13 protein-coding genes are annotated in these 15,236 nt (G+C 69.8%); 1 reads left to right on the top strand and 12 read right to left on the bottom strand.

The window, feature by feature from the left end; all coding sequences use genetic code 11:
* Positions 1-228: 228 nt before the first annotated feature.
* From ACWD12_RS19970 to ACWD12_RS19955, 4 genes are all read right to left on the bottom strand, one after another.
* Positions 229-624 (bottom strand): DUF6113 family protein, encoded by a 396-nt coding sequence (locus ACWD12_RS19970; protein WP_358360370.1) that lies wholly within the window; start codon positions 622-624, stop codon positions 229-231.
* A gap of 37 nt (positions 625-661) precedes the next feature.
* Positions 662-1,567, bottom strand: coding sequence for an N-acetyl-1-D-myo-inositol-2-amino-2-deoxy-alpha-D-glucopyranoside deacetylase (mshB, locus tag ACWD12_RS19965; RefSeq protein ID WP_450100613.1), 906 nt, complete (start codon positions 1,565-1,567; stop codon positions 662-664).
* Between the two features lie 93 nt (positions 1,568-1,660).
* Entirely contained in the window at positions 1,661-2,299 is a 639-nt protein-coding gene (locus tag ACWD12_RS19960; RefSeq protein ID WP_450100612.1) for a class I SAM-dependent methyltransferase, read from the bottom strand.
* A 103-nt stretch (positions 2,300-2,402) separates the two neighbouring features.
* Positions 2,403-2,597, bottom strand: a complete 195-nt coding sequence (locus ACWD12_RS19955) for a DUF2304 domain-containing protein (RefSeq protein ID WP_358360363.1) — start codon at positions 2,595-2,597, stop codon at positions 2,403-2,405.
* A gap of 171 nt (positions 2,598-2,768) precedes the next feature.
* On the opposite strand from ACWD12_RS19955, the gene ACWD12_RS19950 reads away from it, so the two are divergent.
* Complete coding sequence (locus ACWD12_RS19950; RefSeq protein WP_450100611.1) at positions 2,769-4,901, top strand: prolyl oligopeptidase family serine peptidase; 2,133 nt, start codon at positions 2,769-2,771, stop codon at positions 4,899-4,901.
* Between the two features lie 77 nt (positions 4,902-4,978).
* On the opposite strand, the gene ACWD12_RS19945 is transcribed toward ACWD12_RS19950, so the two are convergent.
* The 8 genes from ACWD12_RS19945 to ACWD12_RS19910 form a co-directional block, all read right to left on the bottom strand.
* On the bottom strand, positions 4,979-6,664 hold the full coding sequence (locus tag ACWD12_RS19945) for an ABC transporter substrate-binding protein (protein WP_450100610.1): 1,686 nt from the start codon (positions 6,662-6,664) through the stop codon (positions 4,979-4,981).
* 132 nt (positions 6,665-6,796) lie between these two features.
* On the bottom strand, positions 6,797-7,834 hold the full coding sequence (locus ACWD12_RS19940; protein WP_450100609.1) for an ABC transporter ATP-binding protein: 1,038 nt from the start codon (positions 7,832-7,834) through the stop codon (positions 6,797-6,799).
* Positions 7,834-8,874, bottom strand: a complete 1,041-nt coding sequence (locus tag ACWD12_RS19935; protein WP_358360353.1) for an ABC transporter ATP-binding protein — start codon at positions 8,872-8,874, stop codon at positions 7,834-7,836. Before ACWD12_RS19935 ends, ACWD12_RS19940 begins: the two co-directional genes overlap by 1 nt.
* Positions 8,875-8,894: 20 nt before the next feature.
* The gene (locus ACWD12_RS19930; protein WP_358360350.1) at positions 8,895-9,905 is read right to left on the bottom strand and encodes an ABC transporter permease; all 1,011 of its coding nucleotides are present in this window, start codon (positions 9,903-9,905) and stop codon (positions 8,895-8,897) included.
* Positions 9,898-10,827, bottom strand: a complete 930-nt coding sequence (locus ACWD12_RS19925; RefSeq protein WP_358360348.1) for an ABC transporter permease — start codon at positions 10,825-10,827, stop codon at positions 9,898-9,900. Before ACWD12_RS19925 ends, ACWD12_RS19930 begins: the two co-directional genes overlap by 8 nt.
* Positions 10,828-10,973: 146 nt before the next feature.
* Complete coding sequence (locus ACWD12_RS19920) at positions 10,974-12,605, bottom strand: peptide ABC transporter substrate-binding protein (RefSeq protein ID WP_450100608.1); 1,632 nt, start codon at positions 12,603-12,605, stop codon at positions 10,974-10,976.
* Between the two features lie 515 nt (positions 12,606-13,120).
* Entirely contained in the window at positions 13,121-14,203 is a 1,083-nt protein-coding gene (locus ACWD12_RS19915; protein ID WP_358360343.1) for an ABC transporter ATP-binding protein, read from the bottom strand.
* Positions 14,184-15,200, bottom strand: coding sequence for an ABC transporter ATP-binding protein (locus tag ACWD12_RS19910; protein ID WP_450100701.1), 1,017 nt, complete (start codon positions 15,198-15,200; stop codon positions 14,184-14,186). The genes ACWD12_RS19915 and ACWD12_RS19910 overlap by 20 nt, the downstream gene beginning before the upstream one ends.
* Positions 15,201-15,236 lie beyond the last annotated feature (36 nt).

The raw sequence follows: 15,236 nt of genomic DNA, 5'->3' as shown, positions 1-15,236 counted from the left end.
CCCGCGACCGACCGAATGATGATCGTATGCGGCGCGCCGTACCGGGACGGAACCGCGTACCTTGACGGCACACGTGGGGCCAATGGACTCGAGAACTTGGCCGCTACAGGCGGAGCAACGAATGCGGCGCGCCGGAAGTTACGTTCGCACTCCGGGCGGCCGGGACGTGTCCGACTCCGCAGCCTCGCCCCACGGCCCCGCACAACGAGCATGCGGCGGCCTGGTGCCTTACTTGCCGCCTCCGGGCAGCCGTTCACCCGAAAGAAGTAGCTGGCGGCTTGCGCCGCCCCACGGTTGCATGGCGATCATCGCACCGACGATGGAACCGCCGAACAGATAGAGATAGGACGTGAAGCCCCCGGTGAACACCCAGTCGCCCTCGGGTCGCGGCGCCGCCGCGATGTAGAAGACGGTGACGAGCCACGCGGCCGCGGGTACGGCCGCGCCCGCCTTGGTGTCCATCAGCAGTCCGCCGGCGACGAACAGGCCCCCCGCACCGGCCAGGGCGACGATCAGCCCGCCCGGCGCGTAGGCCGCCTGGGCGAACGCACCGAGCACACCCGCCGCGCTGCCGAGTGCGAACAGGAGGACGTACGCCGCGATCCGGCCGACCTTGGAAATCACCGATGCACTGTAACCCGGCCGCCGCACGCCGCGGAGGTCACCCGCGCAGCCCGGCGAACAGGTCGTCCTCCATACCGCCCGGCCCGACCGGCCCGCGTTCGCCCTTGACCAGCCGGTAGTGCTCGACCGACATGATCGACTGGCCCACGTTGTTGGACAGCGCAAAGAACGCGTCGTCGGTGGACACCTGCGTCGGATAGGCGCGCAGCGCCTCGACCTTGGCGTCGAAGAAGTCCGCCGCCGAAACCGCGGTGGTGACGAGTGCGTCGTCGACCACGAACGGCAACTCGTCGATGTCGACGAACTCGAACGGGAGTTCCTTGCCCTCCGCCTTCATCCGCTCGAAGCCCTCCTTGAGCACCGAGCGGGGCATCGCGTTCCAGTAGATCTTGTCGACCGCCCATGCCTCGCCGGTGCCGTACGCCGGGTCGGCGGCCAACTCGGCGGCGCGCATCGCGACGCGGTGCGCCTGGATGTGGTCGGGGTGGCCGTAGCCGCCGATCTCGTCGTACGTCACCAGCACCTGCGGCCGGACCTCGCGCACGATCGGCACGAGGTGGCTCGCCGCCTCGTCGACGTCGGCTTGCCAGAAGGAGTCGGGCCGCTCGTTCGGCGGCGTGCCCATCATGCCGGAGTCGCGGTAGCGGCCCGGCCCGCCCAGGTAGCGCTGGTCGTCGACGCCGAGGGCCTTCATGGAGTCGAGCATCTCGGTCATGCGGTGCGCGCCGAGCCCGTCCTCGCGGTCCGCGGCCAGGTGCGCGAGTTCGGGCACGAGGATCTCGCCCTCCTCGCCGAGCGTGCAGGTCACGAGCGTGACGTGCACACCTTCCGCGGCATAGCGGGCCATGCTCGCACCGTTGTTGATCACCTCGTCGTCCGGATGGGCGTGCACGAGGAGAAGGCTGAGCGGGGTCGCGGGCGGGGTCGCGGGCGCATCGGTCATGAACGCCAGCGTACGTGGCGCCTCCGACGCACACCGACGCCCGCACCGACGGGACCGGGGGCGATGGGACCGGGGGCGATCAGGGGCCGGCGCTCAGGGGCGGCGGTGCACGAACACGCCGTACCCGCCCGCCGGGTCCCAGGGCTCGCGGTCCCATCCGGCGAAGCGGTCGACGGGTTCGAGCCCGGCCGCCGCGCACGCCGCGTCGTAGGCGGACACCTCGACGCGCGTGCCGCCGTCGCCGCCGTCGAGCGCGAAGCCGGCGACGACGAGGCCGCCGCCCGGGCGTACGCAGGACGCCAGCGTCGCGACCGCGCGGGCCTCGGTGCCCGGGGTCAGGTAGACCATGACGTTCCCGGCCGCGACGGCGAGGTCGAAGGCGTCCGGCCCGTCCACAGCCTGTGGATCGAGCGTCGCGAGGTCGCCGAGCACCCAGGCCAGACCGGGCGCCGCGGCCCGGGCCTCGCCGAGCATCGAGGCGTCGATGTCGACACCGACCGTCTTGTGGCCGAGCCGGGCGAGTTCGACGGCGATGCGGCCGGTGCCGCAGCCCGCGTCGAGCACCCGCGCGCCGCGCGGGACCAAGGCGTCGCAGAAGCGGGCCTCGCCGTGCAGGTCACGGCCCTGTGCGGCCAACTCGCGGAAGCGGGCGGCGTACGCCGGACCGCGGGTGCCGCCGGTGACCTCCAGCCAGCGGTTGGCGGGACCGGTCCGATGATCGTCTGTGGACATGCCGCCACAGTACGGTCCCGCACTCGGACACCGCCGTGGACCACCGAGCACCACCGGACCCGGCAGGGGACGGCCGGGAGGGCAGGGTCAGCCGGTGACGGAACTAGAAATGGATGCCGTTGACGATGCCCGCGAAGCTGGCACCCGCATCGTGGATGGACGGGGCCAGCGAGGTCCCCGCGAGGTAGAAGCCGAGCAGCACACACACGACGGCGTGCACCGGGCGGAGCCCGGCCTTGCGGAGCAGAAAGACGACCGCGACGCCCAGAAGCATCACGACGGAGACCGAGACCGCCATGGTCACGCACCTCCCGGAATGATTGACGGACAAAAACCCGCTACCAACGAATCAAGCCCAGATACGGTGCGTAACGCAACGCGCACGGCTCGAAATCACCCGGATAGCCCGTCCGCCGCCGTACGGCCCGAACCCGTGTTCCCGGGGCGCCTCGCCCGTAGGGTTGGGCGCATGAGCTCGGAGATCACCTTTCCCCGGCAATACGCCCGCACCCAGCGCTTCACGCTCGGGGTCCCGCGCGCCTTCACCATCACCGGAGGCGGCGGTACGGGTGCCACTGTCCTGTTCCTGCGCTCGCGGTCCGGCGAGGACCGCGCGACGTGCCTGTGGGCGTACTCCCCCGGGTCCGGCGAGCGCATCGTCGCCGACCCGGCGGTCCTGCTCGGCGGCGCCGAGGAGCACCTGTCCGCGGAGGAGCGCGCCCGTCGCGAACGCAGCCGCGAGGGCTCCGCGGGCATCGTCGGCTACGCCGTCGACAGCGCCGGGACCGTCGCCGCCTTCACCCTGTCCGGGCGGTTGTTCGTGGCCGACCTCGCGGCCGGCACGGTCGTCGAACTCGACACGCCCGCACCGGTCATCGACCCCCGCCCGTCGCCCACCGGCCGCCACGTCGCCTACCTTGCGGGCGGCGAACTGCGCGTCGCCGCCGTCGACGGCTCGGACGACCGCGCGCTCGCGACCCCCGAGAACGCCGAAGTCACCTACGGCGCGGCCGAGTTCATCGCGGCCGAGGAGATGCAGCGCAACCGGGGATACTGGTGGTCGCCGGACGGGACCACGCTGCTGGCGGCACGCGTCGACAACTCCCCCGTCGACCGCTGGTGGATCGCCGACCCGGCCAACCCGGCGTCGGCGCCGCAGGAGGTCGCATACCCGGCCGCGGGCACCCCCAACGCCGACGTCACGCTGTTCGCGCTGCGGGCCGAGTCCGGGGAACGCACCGAAGTTGCCTGGGACCGCAAGGAGTTCCCGTACCTCGCCAATGTGGCGTGGACCGCCTCGGGGCCGCCGCTGCTGGTCGTGCAGTCGCGCGACCAGCGCACGCAGCGGGTGCTGTCGGCCGATCCCGCCACGGGCGCGACGACGGAACTCCACACGCAGGTGGACCCGGTGTGGATCGACATCGTCCCCGGCGCCCCGGCCTGGACCCCGAACGGGGAACTGCTGCGCGTCGAGGACGCGGACGGCGCCCGCCGCCTGGTCGCCGACGCGCGCGTGCTCACCGACGCGACGCTGCACATCCGTTCGGTGGTCGACAGCAGCGCCGCGGACATCCTCGTCACCGCCTCGGCGGGGTACGAGGCCGCCGACTCCGAGACCGGCCAGATCCACGTCTACCGGGTCGGCCCCGGCGGCGCCGAGCGCGTCACCACGACTCCGGGCGTGCACGGCGCGGTCCGCTCGGGCGCGACGACGGTCCTGGTCTCGTCGTCGCTCGACCGCTCCGGCCCGAAGGTGACGGTCCTTCAGGACGGGTCCCCGATCGGCGAGATCGCCTCCTACCCGGAGACCCCGGTGCTCACCGCCGAGGTCGAGCTGACCACCGCGGGCCCGACCCGCATCCCCTGCGCGATCCTGCTGCCGAGCGGCTTCGACGCCACCTCGGGCGGGAAGCTGCCGGTGCTGATGGACCCGTACGGCGGTCCGCACGGGCAGCGCGTGGTCGCCGCGCGCAACCCGCACCTGACCTCGCAGTGGTTCGCCGACCAGGGCTTCGCGGTGATCGTCGCGGACGGCCGCGGCACGCCGCACTACTCGCCCGAGTGGGAGAAGGCGATCGTCGGCGACTTCGCCGGCGCGACGCTCGACGACCAGGTGGCGGCGCTCCAGTCGCTGGCCGTGGACCGCCCGTACCTCGACCTGGACCGGGTGGCGATCCGCGGCTGGTCGTACGGCGGTTACCTGGCGGCCCTCGCGGTGCTGCGCCGCCCCGACGTGTTCCACGCCGGCGTCTCCGGCGCGCCGGTCACCGACTGGCGGCTGTACGACACCCACTACACCGAGCGGTACCTCGGCCACCCCGACGAGGAGCAGACCGTCTACGCGGTGAACTCCCTGGTGGAGGGCGGCGATCTGGGACCGGTGGCCGACGAGGCCCGCCCCCTGATGATCATCCACGGCTTGGCCGACGACAACGTCGTGGCGGCCCACACCCTCCGCCTGTCCTCGGCCCTCCTCTCCGCCGGCCGCCCGCACGAGGTCCTCCCGCTCTCCGGCGTCACCCACATGACCCCGCAGGAACAGGTCGCGGAGAACCTGCTGTTGCTCCAGGTCGACTTCCTCCGGCGCTCGCTGGGCGGCTGATCCGGCCGTCCCGCGAGCCGCCGAGGCTCGGCACGGAAACGGAAGGCCGGGCGACTCGGCGTCGCCCGGCCTTCGCGTCAGCTACGCGGCGCCACGGGCGCCTTGACGCCGATACGCGTCCATACCGGGGTCCCGAAGTGATCTGCCGCCAGGTTGGCGATGTTCGGGCCGCTTGCGAGCGCCTTGCCGTACGACCACAGCGGCAGCGCGGGCATGTCGATGGCGAGTTGCGCCTGTGCGTCCGACCAGAACTGCGCGGCCTTGGCGGGGTCGGCGGCCTTGCGGGCCTGCGCCACCGACTCGTCGAACAACTGGTTCCGGTAGCCGGAGTCGTTGGCCTCGGAGTCGCCGCGGAACATCGGGTCCAGGAAGTTCCGCGGGCTCGGGTAGTCGGCGGTCCAGCCGCCCCGGAACATCCCGGTCATCTGCCGCGCGTCGACCTTGCTCCGCAGCTCACCGAGGCCCGCCACCGGCGCGGGCACGCAAACGGCGGATCCCAGCGCGGTGTTGATGCTGTCGCAGATCGCCTTGAACACTCTGCCGCGGCCGCCGTCCTGGGCGTAGGACAGGGTCACGGAGCCGCCGGGGACGCCGCCGCCCTCGGCGACCAACTGCCGCGCCCGCTCGGGGTCGTACGCGCACAGCTCCCCGCAGGCGTTGTCGCCGCCGGGAACTCCCGCGGCCAGCCAGTCCGTTGCGGGCTGCCACGCACCACCCGGGTACATCGCGCGCACGATGGCCTCGCGGTCGATCGCGAGGGACAGGCCCTGCCGCACCTTCGCCGCGCCGGGCGCCGACCACGCCGGGTCGGCCATCGGGAAGTACAGCACCTCGGCAGTGGACATCACCTGGTGCACCACGGTTCCGCCGGGTGCCGACACGGTGCGTCCGGGCTCGACTGCGGGCAGCAGGCTGATCACGTCGAGCGGGCCGCGGCGCGCGGCGTCGCTGCCGAATTCCAGCCGTACGCCTGCCGCCTGGGCCTTGTCGGGACCCGCGTACGCGTCGTAGCGCCGCAGCGTGAGCGACACCCCCTGCCGCCAGCCCGCATCCGGGTCGATCCGGAACGGGCCGTTGCCGACCGGCTCGCGGGCGAAGCGGCCGGGGTCCTGGAAGAAGACCGAGGGCAGCGGCGAGTACGCCGCGAGGCCCAGTTGCGCGGGGAACGACGAGTCGGCCTCGTCGAGCGTGACCAGCAGCGTGGCCTCGTCGGCGGCCTTGACCGTGTCGACCTCGGCGAGAACCTCCTCGCCGGCCGCCTTGTTGGCCGGATCGAGTGCCCAGGTCCAGGCATCCGCGTACGACTTCGCGGTGACCTTCTCGCCGTTGTGGAAGGTCCAGCCGGGCTTGACGGCAATGGTGTAGCTGCGTGCGTCGGTGGTCGTACAGGACGCCATCATCGCCGACACCGGCTTTCCGCTCGCCGGGTCGTAGTCGACCAGGCCCCGGAAGAGCATGCCCACCGCGTGGTTCGTGTTCCGGTCGAACCCGGTGTTGCCGGGCAGCAGATCCTGCGGCTCGGTCGAAGACGCGCTGTACACCGCCGCGGGATCGACCGGGGTCCCGGGCGCGGCGGCCGCGGCGGCTGCCGGGAGGCAGTCGTACGGCCGGGGCGGCGTCGACGGGGCCGGCGCCCCCTGCGGGCTCTGCGCCGCGTCCTTGGCCGCCGACGCCGCGCCGCCCTCACTTCCCGTGCACCCGGTCGCGGCGATCGCCAGGGCCGCGGTCCCGGCCACCCATATGGACACGGTCTTGCTGCGCACGCGTGGAACTCCCCAAGCCGAACGACCCACGACCGAACATTTCCGGCCACCGGTCAGAATACGTGCACACCGCCGCAAAGACTGTGGGCCGGGCCACGTCCCACGTGGCCCGGCCCGGCAGTTGAGTGTGCGTCAGTGCGCGTGGACGACGTCCTTCTCCTCCGCGAAGTGGCACGCGCTCGGGTGCACCGCGGCCCCCTGGAGCCCCGTGCGGATCTGGAGCAACGGCTCTTCCTTCGCGCAGATGTCCTGCGCCTTCCAGCACCGGGTGCGGAACCGGCAACCCGAGGGCGGATTCGCCGGCGACGGCACGTCACCGGTCAGGATGATCCGCTCGCGGTTGTCGCGGCCCGACGGGTCCGGCACCGGCACCGCCGACAGCAGTGCCTGGGTGTACGGGTGGGTCGGGTGGTCGTAGATCTCGGTCTCGGCGCCGATCTCCACGATCTTGCCCAGGTACATCACCGCGACGCGGTCGGAGATGTGCCGCACGATCGACAGGTCGTGCGCGATGAAGATGTAGGAGAGGTTGAACTCGTTCTGCAGCTTCTCCATCAGGTTGATCACCTGGGCCTGCACCGACACGTCGAGTGCCGACACGGGCTCGTCGCAGATGATGATCTCCGGGTTCAACGCCAGCCCGCGGGCGATGCCGATGCGCTGCCGCTGACCGCCGGAGAACTGGTGCGGGTACCGGTTGATGTGCTCCGGGTTGAGGCCGACCAGCTCCAGGAGTTCCTGGACGCGCTTCTTGACCGCGTTGTTGCCGCCCTTGGGCGCCGCCTCGGGGTGGATCGCGTACGGCTCGCCGATGATGTCCGCGACCGTCATGCGCGGGTTCAGCGAGGTGTACGGGTCCTGGAACACCATCTGGATGTTGCGCCGCACGGCCCTGAGCGCCTTGCCGGACACCTTGGAGATGTCCTCGCCCTTGTAGAGGACCTGCCCCGACGACGCCTTCTCCAGGTTCATCAGGAGCTTGGCGACCGTCGACTTGCCGCAGCCCGACTCGCCGACCAGGCCCAGCGTCTCGCCGTGCAGCAGGTCGAACGAGACGCCGTCGACCGCCTTGACCGCGCCGACCTGCTTCTGGAAAACGATGCCCTGGGTCAGCGGGAAGTGCTTCACCAGGTCCTTCACCTGGAGGATGGGCTCACCGCTGGGTGCCATCACGAGCCTCCGTTGTTGTCGAGCACACGCTGCGCGAAGTGACAGGCGCTGTGCCGGCCGGGGGCCGCCTCGATCAGCGGCGGCACGTCCGTGCGGCAGATGTCCTCCGCGTACGGGCAGCGCGGGTTGAACGCGCAGCCGGGCGGAATGCGCATGAGGTTCGGCGGCAGGCCCTTGATCGCGTACAGGTCCTGGCCCTTGAGGTCGAGGCGCGGGATCGACGCGAGCAGGCCTTCGGTGTACGGGTGCGCCGGGTTGGCGTACAGCTCGTGGACCGCCGCCTCCTCGACGATGCGGCCCGCGTACATCACCGCGATCTTGTCCGCGACGTCGGCGACCACGCCGAGGTCGTGGGTGATCAGGATGAGGCCCATGTGCCGTTCGCGCTGGAGTTCCGCGAGCAGGTCCATGACCTGGGCCTGCACCGTCACGTCGAGTGCGGTGGTCGGCTCGTCCGCGATGATCAGCTCGGGGTCGAGGGCCATCGCCATCGCGATCATGATGCGCTGCCGCATGCCGCCGGAGAACTGGTGCGGGTAGTCGTTCACCCGCTCCTTGGCCGCCGGGATCTTCACCAGGTCCATCAGCTCGATGGCCTTGGCCTTGGCGTCCTTGCGGGACATGCCCTTGTGCACGCGGTACATCTCGGCGAGCTGGAAGCCCACCGAGTAGACCGGGTTGAGCGCGGACAGCGCGTCCTGGAAGATCATCGCGATCTTCTGGCCGCGGATCCGCCGGCGCTCCTCCTTGTTCATCTTGAGCATGTCGCGGCCGTGGAAGCGGATCTCGCCGCCGGTGATCACACCGGGCGGCATGTCGAGGATGCCCATGATCGTCTGGGCGGTCACCGACTTGCCGGAGCCCGACTCGCCGAGCACGGCCAGCGTCTCGCCGGCCGCGACCGAGTACGAGACGCCGTTGATCGCCTTGGCCACGCCGTCGCGCGTGCGGAACTCGACGTGGAGGTCGTCGACCTCGAGCAGCGGCGCGCCGGGCGCGGTGTCCGTCGGCTCGGGCTTGGTGAGCTGGTTCGTCGTCACTTGTGTTGTCCCCTCCCCCGTCAGCGGAGCTTCGGGTCGAGGGCGTCGCGGACCGCGTCGCCGAGCAGGATGAAGCTGAGCACCGTCACGGACAGGAACAGCGACGGGAAGAACAGCTGGTACGGGGCGTCGCGCAGCACGTTGGTCGCGGTGCTGATGTCGGCGCCCCACGAGACCTCGGTCAGCGGCAGGCCGATGCCCAGGAAGGACAGCGTCGCCTCGGCCGAGATGAAGGTGCCGAGCGAGATCGTCGCGACGACGATCACCGGCGCGACGGCGTTCGGCAGCACGTGCCGGATCAGGATGCGCCCGGTCCCGGCGCCGAGCGCTCTCGCCGCCACGACGTAGTCCGACGATTTCACCGTGATCACCGACCCGCGCATGATGCGGGCGGTCTGCATCCAGCCGAAGATGCCGAGCGCGGCGACCACCGTCCAGACCGTGCGGTCCTGGAAGGAGCTCATGAACACCAGGGCCGCGAGCAGCAGCGGGATGCCGAAGAAAATGTCGGTGACGCGGGCCAGGATCGAGTCGACCCAGCCGCCGAAGTAACCGGACAGCGCCCCGACGAGGCCGCCGACCACCACGATGAGGGCGGTGGTGACGACACCGACGATGATCGACGCGCGCGCCCCGTAGATCGTGCGCGAGTAGATGTCGCAGCCCTGCGTGTTGGTACCGAACCAGTGGTCGCCCGAGGGCTTGAGGTCGGTACGCGCGATCGGGCAGAACCGCGGGTCCTGGTCGGTGAACCAGCCCGGGAAGATCGCCATGACGATCAGGAGCAGGAGCAGGAACGCCGAGATGTAGAACCGCGGGCTGCGGCGCAGTTCGCGCCACGCCTCGGCCCACGCGCCGCGCGGCTTGTCGAGTTGGCCGGGGGCCTCGGGGCCGGAGTACGGGCCGTTCTTCTCCAGGCTGGTGCCGTCCGCGTCCGCGAGGAAGATCGTCGGCGACTCCTGGGAACCGAAGTGCGGCTGCTCCTGGCTGCTGGTGGGCAGCTGTTCGCGCTGCTTGTCGTGCTCAGACATACCGGATCCTCGGGTCCAGGACGGCGTACAGGAGGTCGACGATCAGGTTCATCACCAGGTACACGATCACCAGTGCGGCGACCGCGCCGACGACTGTGGCGCTCTCGTGCTTGGTGACGGCCAGGTAGATCAGTCGTCCGACCCCGTCGACGTTGAAGATGCCCTCGGTGACGATCGCCCCGGCCATGAGTGCGCCGAGGTCGGCCCCGAGGAAGGTCACCACCGGGATCAGGGAGTTGCGCAGCAGGTGCACGGTCACCACGCGGCGGCGCGGAAGACCCTTCGCCGTCGCGGTGCGGACGAAGTCCGCCCGCATGTTCTCCGCGATGCTCGTCCGGGTCAGGCGGGCGACGAACGCGAGCGAGAGGCTGCCGAGCACGATGCCGGGCAGGATCAGGTCCTCCCACGTGGGGTCGCCCGGGGTCGCGGTGGCCGGGAAGACGTTCCACTGCAGGCCCAGCCAGTACTGCAGCACGTAGCCGAGCACGAAGACCGGGATGGAGATGACGATCAGCGTCGTCACCAGGACGACGGAGTCGGCGAACCTGCCGCGCCGCAGACCGGCCAGCAGGCCGGCCCCGATGCCGACCACGAGCTCGATGGCGAACGCGATGAGCGCCAGCCGGATCGAGATCGGGAAGGCGCGCCGCAGCTCGTCGGCGACCGGGATGCCGCTGAAGCTGGTGCCGAAGTCCCCTTGCAGGAGGCCCGTGAGGTAGTACCAGTACTGAACGATCAGCGGATCGTTGAGGTGGTACTCCTCGCGCATCTGTCTCACGAACACCGGGTCGGCGGCCTTGTCGCCGAACATCGCGGCGATCGGGTCCCCACCGAGCTGGTAGACCATGAAGTAGATCAAGAACGTGGTCCCGATGAACACCGGGATCATCTGGAGCAGCCGTCGGACGACGTAACGCCCCATGCCAGCCTCCTGCTGTCGAATTCGGCACGTCACCTGCCGCGTCTCAGCCGACGCCGTGGATCACGGCGCCGGCTGAGGCGGTCTTGCGAAGCCCTTGCGGGCGGCCCCGCCGCCGGAGCGGACGGGGCCGAACCCTCAGGTACGGGTCACTTGTTGACGGTGACCTCGGTGAACTCCGGGTTGCCGAACACGTCGAACGACACGTTCGAGACCTTGGTCGAGGAACCGGCCTTGGTCACGTAGTACCAGAGCGGGATCGACGGCAGGTCCTGCACCATCTGCTTCTCGGCGTCCTGCCAGAGCTTCAGCGCCTGGGCCTCGTCCGTGGCCCCCTGCGCCTGCTTCGCCAGGTTGTCGAAGTTGGCGTTCGAGTAGCCCGAGTCGTTGGACGCGGCGCCCGTGCGGTAGATGTCGTTCAGGAAGTTGTCCGGGAACGGGTAGTCGGCCTTCCAGCCGGTCCGGTACGCCCCGGTCATCTTCTTGTTGGTGATCTCCTCACGCGCGACGGAGAACTCCGCGTACAGCTTCGGCTCGCAGGCGGTGGAGCCCAGCGCCTGGTTGATGCTGTTGCAGACCGCGGTCACCCACTCCTTGTGGGGGCCGTCCGCGTTCGTCGCGATGGTCAGCTTGCCGCCGGGGATGCCGCCGCCCTCGGCGATGAGCTGCTTGGCCTTCGCCGGGTCGTACTTGCAGGTCTCGCCGCAGATGTCCATCTGACCGGGCACGCCGGGGGCGAGCCAGTCGACGGCAGGCTGCTCCATGCCCTTGTACAGGGCCTTGGTGATGCCGTCGCGGTCGATGGCCATGGACAGGCCCTGGCGGACCTTGGCCGCGCCCGGGGTGCCCCAGCCGGCGTCGTACAGCGGGAAGCCGATCTTCTGGATGGACAGCTGCGGCTGCACGATGGCGCGGTTGCCGAGGTCCTTCTGGAAGTTGCCGACCGCCGAGACCGGGATCTGGTCGATGACGTCGAGCTTGTTGTCGCGGAGCGCGGTGTACGCGGCGTCGTAGGTCGTGTAGAAGACCAGGCGCACGCCGTCGGACTTCGCCTTGTCGGCGCCCTGGTAGTTGTCGAACCGCTTCACGGTGATCGACTTCTTGCGGTCCCAGCCGCCGTTGGCGGTGTCGAGCTGGAACGGGCCGTTGCCGATGGGGGCCGCGCCGTACTTCTCGGGGTCCTTGTAGAACTCCTGCGGCAGCGGCATGAACGGCGTGTAGCCCATCTGCGCCTTGAACGACGAGATCGGGTGCGTCAGCTGGATCGTGAAGGTGGTGTCGTCGACGACCTTCAGACCCGACATCGTCTGCGCCGTCGGGTTGCCCTCGGCGGGGTGCACCTGGTCGTAGCCGACGATCGGCTGGAACCAGGTGGAGTTCAGCTGCTTGCTGGTGGACAGCGCGCCCCAGTTCCAGGCGTCCACGAAGGACTTCGCGTTGACCGGCTCACCGTTGTGGAAGGTCCAGCCCGTCTTGAGCTTGACCGTCCAGGTGACGTTGTCCGGGGAATCCATCGACTCCGCCATGGCCGACACGGTCTCGCCGGTCTTGGCGTCGTACGTGTAGAGGCCGCGGAAGAGCATCGAGAGCGGGTAGAAGCCGCCGGTCTCGTTGGCGTTCGCGGGCTGCAGAAGGTTCTGCGGCTCGGTGCTGCTGGCCGTGTAGTAACCGGACGGCGCACCCCCGCCGCCACCACTGTCGCTGTCGCCACCACACGCCGTGGCCGCGAGCGCGAGCATGCCCACGCCGGCGATCCACTTCACGCGCGTCGTTCCGCGCATGGGTTGCCTCCTCAAGGGTCACTTCGGAAGTGAAGTACGACGGGCAACCCGTGGGTGTCCTCGCCGCGGCTGCCCGTTCAGTCGCGCCGCTGAGCGCATGACCGTGTTCCGAGCACAAGCGCATCTACTATCCGTCACCGATTCGCCTACTCCAACCCTTTGGAGTATTGCGGTTTGATCACGCGACCCTCCCGAACGTCTCGACCTGTGGTCGAACACCTTCCCGGAGCTAGCGGAATCAATCGGACACGGTGTACCGCAGCCCGGAGCATACAGTCCGATGAACGAACAACCACACGCCGCCCCTACCTCTCCTCCCACTCCGGGAAACGCTACGGAGAGTGGCGGTACCCGAAAGGCCGATGGGTCTGGCGCGGCGTCAAGTGACGCGCGTAGCATGCCGGGCGCAAAACAACAGGGTGCCACCTCGATCACGAGGTGACACCCTGCGGGGTCGCGTGTCGTGCAATCTGACCGGATCAGCCGGTCCGGTCAGCGGAGCAGAACGGCTCGGTTCAGTGCGCCTGGACCACGTCCCGCACCTCGGCGAAGTGGCACGCACTCGCGTGCACAGCCGGTCCGTTCAACTGGGACTTGACCTGCAACAGCGGCTCTTCCCTCGCGCAGATGTCCTGCGCCTTCCAGCACCGGGTGCGGAACCGGCAGCCCGACGGCGGATTCGCCGGCGACGGCACGTCACCGGTCAAAATGATCCGCTCCCGGCTGTCGCGACCGTCCGGATCCGGCACCGGCACCGCCGACAGCAGTGCCTGCGTGTACGGGTGGGTCGGGTGGTCGTAGATCTCGGTCTCGGCGCCGATCTCCACGATCTTGCCCAGGTACATCACCGCGACGCGGTCGGAGATGTGCCGCACGATCGACAGGTCGTGCGCGATGAAGATGTACGACAGGTTGAACTCGTTCTGCAGTCTCTCCATCAGGTTGATCACCTGCGCCTGCACCGACACGTCCAGCGCCGAGACCGGCTCGTCGCAGACGATGATCTCCGGGTTCAGCGCCAGCCCGCGGGCGATGCCGATGCGCTGCCGCTGCCCCCCGGAGAACTGGTGCGGGTACCGGTTGATGTGCTCCGGGTTCAGGCCCACGACCTCCAGGAGGTCCTGCACCTTTTTCCGCCGGTCCCCCTTCGGGGCGACGTCCGGGTGGATGGCGTACGGCTCCCCGATGATGTCGCCGACCGTCATGCGCGGGTTCAGCGAGGTGTACGGGTCCTGGAACACCATCTGGATGTTGCGCCGCACCGCCTTGAGCGCCTTGCCGGACAGCTTCGAGATGTCCTGCCCCTTGTACAGGACTTGGCCGGAAGTCGGCCTCTCCAGGTTCATCAGGAGCTTGGCGACCGTCGACTTGCCGCACCCCGACTCACCGACCAGGCCCAGCGTCTCGCCGCTGCGCAGCTCGAACGAGAGGCCGTCCACCGCCTTGACCGCCCCCACCTGGCGCTGGAAGACGATGCCCTGGGTCAGCGGGAAGTGCTTCACCAGGTCCTTCACCTGGAGGATCGGGTCGCCGGTCGGCTCCGGTTCCGGGGCGGGCCGAGCCGCCTCGGCGGCCTGCTTATCGACCGATGCTTCCATCGAGCGCCTCCTTCCAGAAGTGGCACGCGCTCCCGCGGTGCGGCGACACCTGCTCGCCGGTGACCGATTGCAGCGGAGGCGTCTCGGCGCGGCAGATGTCCTGCACGTACGGGCACCGCGGGTGGAACGCGCAGCCCGCGGGGATGCGCGTCAGGTTGGGCGGCAGCCCCTTGATCGCGGCCAGATCCTGGCCCTTGAGGTCGAGCCGCGGGATCGACTCCAGCAGGCCCATCGTGTACGGGTGGGCCGGCGTCTTGTAGAGGGCGTGGACGGGCGCCCGCTCGACGATGCGGCCCGCGTACATGACGACGATGTTGTCCGCGACGTCCGCGACCACGCCGAGGTCGTGGGTGATCAGGATCAGGCCCATGTGGAACTCCCGCTGGAGTTCCGCGAGCAGGTCCATGACCTGGGCCTGCACCGTCACGTCGAGCGCGGTGGTCGGCTCGTCGGCGATGATCAGGTCCGGCTCCAGGGCCATCGCCATCGCGATCATGATGCGCTGCCGCATGCCGCCGGAGAACTGGTGCGGGAAGTCGTTCACCCGCGCCTTGGCCGCCGGGATCTTCACCAGGTCCATCAGCTCGATGGCCTTGGCCTTGGACTCCTTGCGCGACATCTTGCGGTGCACCCGGAACATTTCGGCCAGCTGGTAGCCGACGGACAGCACCGGGTTCAGCGCGGACAGCGCGTCCTGGAAGATCATCGCGACCTGGCGGCCGCGGATCTTGCGGCGCTCCTCGGCGCCCATCTCCAGGAGGTCGCGCCCCTGGAAGCGGATGGCGCCCCGGGCGATGCGGGCGGGCGGCATGTCGAGGATGCCCATGATGGCCTGGGCGGTCACCGACTTGCCGGAGCCCGACTCGCCCAGCACGGCGAGCGTCTCCCCCGCGTGGACCGCGAACGAGACGCCGTTCACCGCCTTGGCGACCCCGTCGCGGGTGTGGAACTCCACGTGCAGGTCGTCGACTTCGAGCAGCGGGGCATCGGATTTCATCAGCACCGGATCCGTGATGTGGATCGTCACCTCGTC

It is taken from the genome of Streptodolium elevatio (assembly GCF_053592165.1).
Note: the sequence above shows the minus strand (reverse complement) of the source record. Positions and strands in the feature narration are given on the sequence as shown.

Bases quoted from the DNA above. Each gene is read 5' to 3' on its own strand.
- ACWD12_RS19955 (WP_358360363.1), bottom strand. From the start codon at position 2,597: ATGGCGGTCTCGGTCTCCGTCGTGATGCTTCTGGGCGTCGCGGTCGTC.
- ACWD12_RS19915 (WP_358360343.1), bottom strand. From the start codon at position 14,203: ATGGAAGCATCGGTCGATAAGCAGGCCGCCGAGGCGGCTCGGCCCGCC.
- ACWD12_RS19910 (WP_450100701.1), bottom strand. From the start codon at position 15,200: ATGAAATCCGATGCCCCGCTGCTCGAAGTCGACGACCTGCACGTGGAG.
- ACWD12_RS19960 (WP_450100612.1), bottom strand. From the start codon at position 2,299: ATGTCCACAGACGATCATCGGACCGGTCCCGCCAACCGCTGGCTGGAG.
- ACWD12_RS19930 (WP_358360350.1), bottom strand. From the start codon at position 9,905: ATGTCTGAGCACGACAAGCAGCGCGAACAGCTGCCCACCAGCAGCCAG.
- ACWD12_RS19950 (WP_450100611.1), top strand. From the start codon at position 2,769: ATGAGCTCGGAGATCACCTTTCCCCGGCAATACGCCCGCACCCAGCGC.
- ACWD12_RS19920 (WP_450100608.1), bottom strand. From the start codon at position 12,605: ATGCGCGGAACGACGCGCGTGAAGTGGATCGCCGGCGTGGGCATGCTC.
- mshB (WP_450100613.1), bottom strand. From the start codon at position 1,567: ATGACCGATGCGCCCGCGACCCCGCCCGCGACCCCGCTCAGCCTTCTC.
- ACWD12_RS19925 (WP_358360348.1), bottom strand. From the start codon at position 10,827: ATGGGGCGTTACGTCGTCCGACGGCTGCTCCAGATGATCCCGGTGTTC.
- ACWD12_RS19940 (WP_450100609.1), bottom strand. From the start codon at position 7,834: ATGGCACCCAGCGGTGAGCCCATCCTCCAGGTGAAGGACCTGGTGAAG.